Consider the following 3533-nt stretch of genomic DNA (forward strand, 5'->3'; position numbering starts at 1 on the left):
GGCGCCCTCCCGGGTGACCTCGACAAGCGCCCGTCCGAGTCGCAGGACGTCGGGTCGTTCATCCGCGCTCAGCGCGAGGCGGCCCAGGTGTCCATCCGGCAGCTCGCCGAGCGTGCCGGCGTCTCGAACCCGTACCTGAGCCAGATCGAACGCGGGCTGCGCAAGCCGTCCGCCGAGGTCCTGGGTCAGATCGCACGAGGTCTGAGGTTGTCCGCGGAGGTGCTCTACGCCCGAGCGGGGATCCTCGAGCTGAAGCAGGGGAGCCCCGTCAGGGATGCCATCCTGACGTCCCCGGACCTCACCGAGCGGCAGAGGGAGGTGCTCGTGGAGATCTACGAGTCGTTCCGAACCAACAACGCAACGGCAGCCGACCAGGTCGTCGACGTGCCCTGAGCGCGTCCGACGGCGGCCCCCCGGGGCCACGCGACACCACCACTGAACACCCGCAACTGATCAAAGGAGTCGACATGACCGACAAGAAGCCCACCGCCAAGAAGGCCCCCGCCAAGGCCGCCGCCAAGGCGCCGACCAAGGCCCAGGCCGCCAAGAAGGTGTCCAGCTCGGCCAAGACCGCGCCGCGCAAGTCCACCGCCAACGATCCGGTCTTCGAGGGCCCGCTGGGCCAGGCGCTCGCCGCGGTGCGCACCCCGGTGTACGCCTACGTCGGGATCAACGACCTCGCGGTCCAGGCCGTGTCCGGCCTGGTCGCCGACCTCCGCCGCCGTGCGGAGGAGGCCGTGACCGACGCGCAGACCAAGGTGACCGAGCGGGTGACCGACGTGCAGAACCGCGTCACCGAGCGCGTGTCCGACGTGCAGAACCGCGTCACCGAGGTGCCCGACCGGGTCCAGGCCCTGCCGGCCGAGGTCGAGGAGCTGGTCAACCGGTTCCGCCCGGAGGAGCTGCGTAAGGTCGCCGACGCGTACGTCGAGGTGGCCGCCGGCATCTACGGTGGACTCGCCGCGCGTGGCGAGGACGTCGTGGCCCGCCTGCGCGAGGAGAACCCGCAGCTCGAGGCCGGCCTCGCCCGCGTCAACGAGCAGGTCGCCCGCGCCGCCGGCGCCGTCGAGGAGCAGGTCGAGCTCGGCGAGGAGGCGCTCGGTACGGTCGCCCGCCAGACCCGCTCGATCGGCGTCAAGGCAGCCGGCCGCGTGTCCAAGGCCGCCCGCCACGCCGCCGAGGAGGTCGGTGACGCCGCGGACAAGGCCGCCGACACCGTCGAGGACGCCGCGTTCGCCGTCTCGGACGAGGTCCAGAGCGGCGCCGCCAAGGTCGAGGCCCGGACCGCCCCGGCCAAGAAGGCGCCCGCCAAGAAGGCCCCGGCCAAGAAGGCGCCCGCCAAGAAGGCGACCACGCCCGCCGCGAGCCAGGCCGCCAAGCCGGCCGCCCCGGCGTCCAAGCCGGCCGCCGCACCGGCGTCCGCTCCGGCTCCCAAGCCGGTCTCGTCCGACGACAAGTGAGTCGTCCCGGCTGACGCCGGACACCGACCGCCCCCGGTCCGCTCCCACCGAGCGGGCCGGGGGCGGTTCTCGTCGTGGGCGGACCGTCGGACGATCCGCCTACACTGGCACGTGTGATCGATGCGCTCCCCGGGACCTGGGGTCTGGTTCAGTTGGCCGTTCAGGCCGCTCTCGTTCTATGGGCTCTGGTCGGTGTGGTGATGGCCATCCTCCCGCCGGCGTCGGCGTACGCGGTCGAGGGGAAGTGGCCCAAGCCGGCGTGGATCGGCATCTGCCTGCTGGCGGGGGTCCTCTTCGCCCTGCGACCGTTCGGGTTCCTCAGCGTGATCGCGATGGTGGCGGTCGGGGTGTTCTTCGCCGATGTCAGGCCGGCGGTCGGCGGCAGACGCAGGTGAGGCCGGGCAGGCCTGCCGGCCCGGCGTCACGGATCCCCGAGGGGTCGACGGGCCCGATCAGGTGAAGACCACCGTGCGGGCGTCGTGGACCAGCACTCGGTCCTCCAGGTGCCAGCGCAGCCCCCGGGCCAGGACGAGCTTCTCCGCGTCGCGGCCCTGACGCACCATGTCCTGCACGGTGGCGGCGTGGTCCACCCGGATGACGTCCTGCTCGATGATCGGCCCCTCGTCCAGGTCCGCCGTGACGTAGTGGCAGGTCGCCCCGATGAGCTTGACGCCGCGGGTATGCGCCTGGTGGTACGGGCGCGCCCCGACGAAGCTCGGCAGGAAGCTGTGGTGGATGTTGATTGCCCGCCCGGTCCACCGGGTGCACAGCTCGTCGGGCAGGACCTGCATGAAGCGGGCCAGGACGATCGCGTGCGGGTCGATGTCGTCGACGATCCCGGCCACCTCCCCGAACGCCGGGCCCCGTTCGGCCGGATCCGCCGGGAACGGCACGTGGTGGAAGGGGATGCCGTGCGCCTCGGTCATGCCGCGCAGCGTGTCGTGGTTGCCGACCACGGCCCGGATGCGGGCGGGGTAGTCGCCGCTCGCGACCCGACCCATCAGATCGTGCAGGCAGTGGCCGTCCTTGGAGACCAGGATGACGACGTCCTTTGGCTGGCCGGAGTCGGCGATGTGCCAGTCGGTCTCCGGTCCCAGCTCGGCGGCCACGCGCTCGAAGCGGCGGCGGAGCTCGTCGAGTTCCATCCCGATCGACGCGGCGTCCACGGCCTGGCGGGTGAAGAACCACCGCGAGTCCTCGTCCGCGTGGTAGGCCGCCTCCACGATCGTGCCGCCCAGCTCGGCGAGGAACGTGGCGATGCGGGCGACGATGCCGATGCGGTCGGGGCAACCCAGCGTGAGGACGAAGCGGCGTGACATGAGTCGTCATTGTGCCAGCAAGGGGTGTCGGGGAGCCCCGCTAGGCTGGTCGGCATGGACGCCAGCCCCCGGAACACCCTGACCAGAGCCCGCGTCGCGGCGATGATCGACCACACCCTGCTCTCCCCGGACGCCTCGCGTGCGGACGTGCAGGCCTGCATCGAGGAGGCCCGCGAGCTCGGCGTGAAGGCGGTGTGCGTGAGCCCGGCCATGCTGCCGGTCCGCGCCGGCGGCCTCACCGTGGCCACGGTGGCCGGGTTCCCGTCCGGCAAGCATCACCCCCTGGTCAAGGCCATGGAGGGACGGCTCGCGGTGGATCAGGGCGCCCGCGAGGTGGACATGGTCATTGACATCGGGGCGGCGATCGCAGGGCTGGTCGACGAGGTGATGGCCGACGTGCTCACCATGCGCGACGCCGTGCCCCCGCCCGTCGTGATCAAGGTGATCCTCGAGACCGCGGCCCTCCACCGCGCGCTGGGCGAGGAGGCGGGGGACGAGCGGATCGAGGCGCTGTGCCGCGCGGTCGCCGAGGCCGGCGCCGACTTCGTCAAGACCTCCACCGGCTTCCACCCCGCCGGCGGCGCGAGCGTGCGCGCGGTGGCCGCCATGCACCGGGCGGTGGGCGGGCGGCTCGGCATCAAGGCCTCCGGCGGGATCCGCGACGCGGACACCGCAGGCGCGATGATCGCCGCCGGCGCCACCCGGCTGGGGCTGAGCGGAAGCCGCGCGGTGCTGGAGCTGTCTCTTATACCCA

The 3533-nt window shown here is 72.5% G+C and carries 5 protein-coding genes; 4 read left to right on the forward strand and 1 reads right to left on the reverse strand.

What is annotated here, in order from left to right; translation table 11 throughout:
• The 3 genes from B4M60_RS04940 to B4M60_RS04950 form a co-directional block, all read left to right on the forward strand.
• Nucleotides 1–393 (forward strand): helix-turn-helix domain-containing protein (locus B4M60_RS04940; RefSeq protein ID WP_291080844.1); only part of this gene is annotated, 393 nt, incomplete at its 5' end.
• Between the two features lie 74 nt (nt 394–467).
• Nucleotides 468–1460 (forward strand): hypothetical protein, encoded by a 993-nt coding sequence (locus tag B4M60_RS04945; protein WP_291080846.1) that lies wholly within the window; start codon nt 468–470, stop codon nt 1458–1460.
• A gap of 113 nt (nt 1461–1573) precedes the next feature.
• Nucleotides 1574–1855: a DUF2516 family protein gene (locus B4M60_RS04950; RefSeq protein WP_291080848.1), complete on the forward strand. Its 282-nt coding sequence runs from the start codon at nt 1574–1576 to the stop codon at nt 1853–1855.
• Nucleotides 1856–1912: 57 nt separating this feature from the next.
• Here the strand turns inward: B4M60_RS04950 and purU are convergent, their stop codons facing one another.
• Nucleotides 1913–2779: a formyltetrahydrofolate deformylase gene (gene purU, locus B4M60_RS04955; RefSeq protein WP_291080850.1), complete on the reverse strand. Its 867-nt coding sequence runs from the start codon at nt 2777–2779 to the stop codon at nt 1913–1915.
• Nucleotides 2780–2833: 54 nt separating this feature from the next.
• Between purU and deoC the strand changes: the two genes are divergently transcribed.
• A partial coding sequence (gene deoC, locus B4M60_RS04960) for a deoxyribose-phosphate aldolase (protein WP_291080852.1) occupies nt 2834–3533 on the forward strand: 700 nt, incomplete at its 3' end.

It is taken from the genome of Dietzia sp. UBA5065 (assembly GCA_002415925.1).
Classification (GTDB): Bacteria; Actinomycetota; Actinomycetes; order Mycobacteriales; family Mycobacteriaceae; genus Dietzia.

Excerpts from the sequence above, each read along its gene's own strand:
- B4M60_RS04945 (WP_291080846.1), top strand. The coding sequence starts at position 468 with ATGACCGACAAGAAGCCCACCGCCAAGAAGGCCCCCGCCAAGGCCGCC.
- purU (WP_291080850.1), bottom strand. The coding sequence starts at position 2,779 with ATGTCACGCCGCTTCGTCCTCACGCTGGGTTGCCCCGACCGCATCGGC.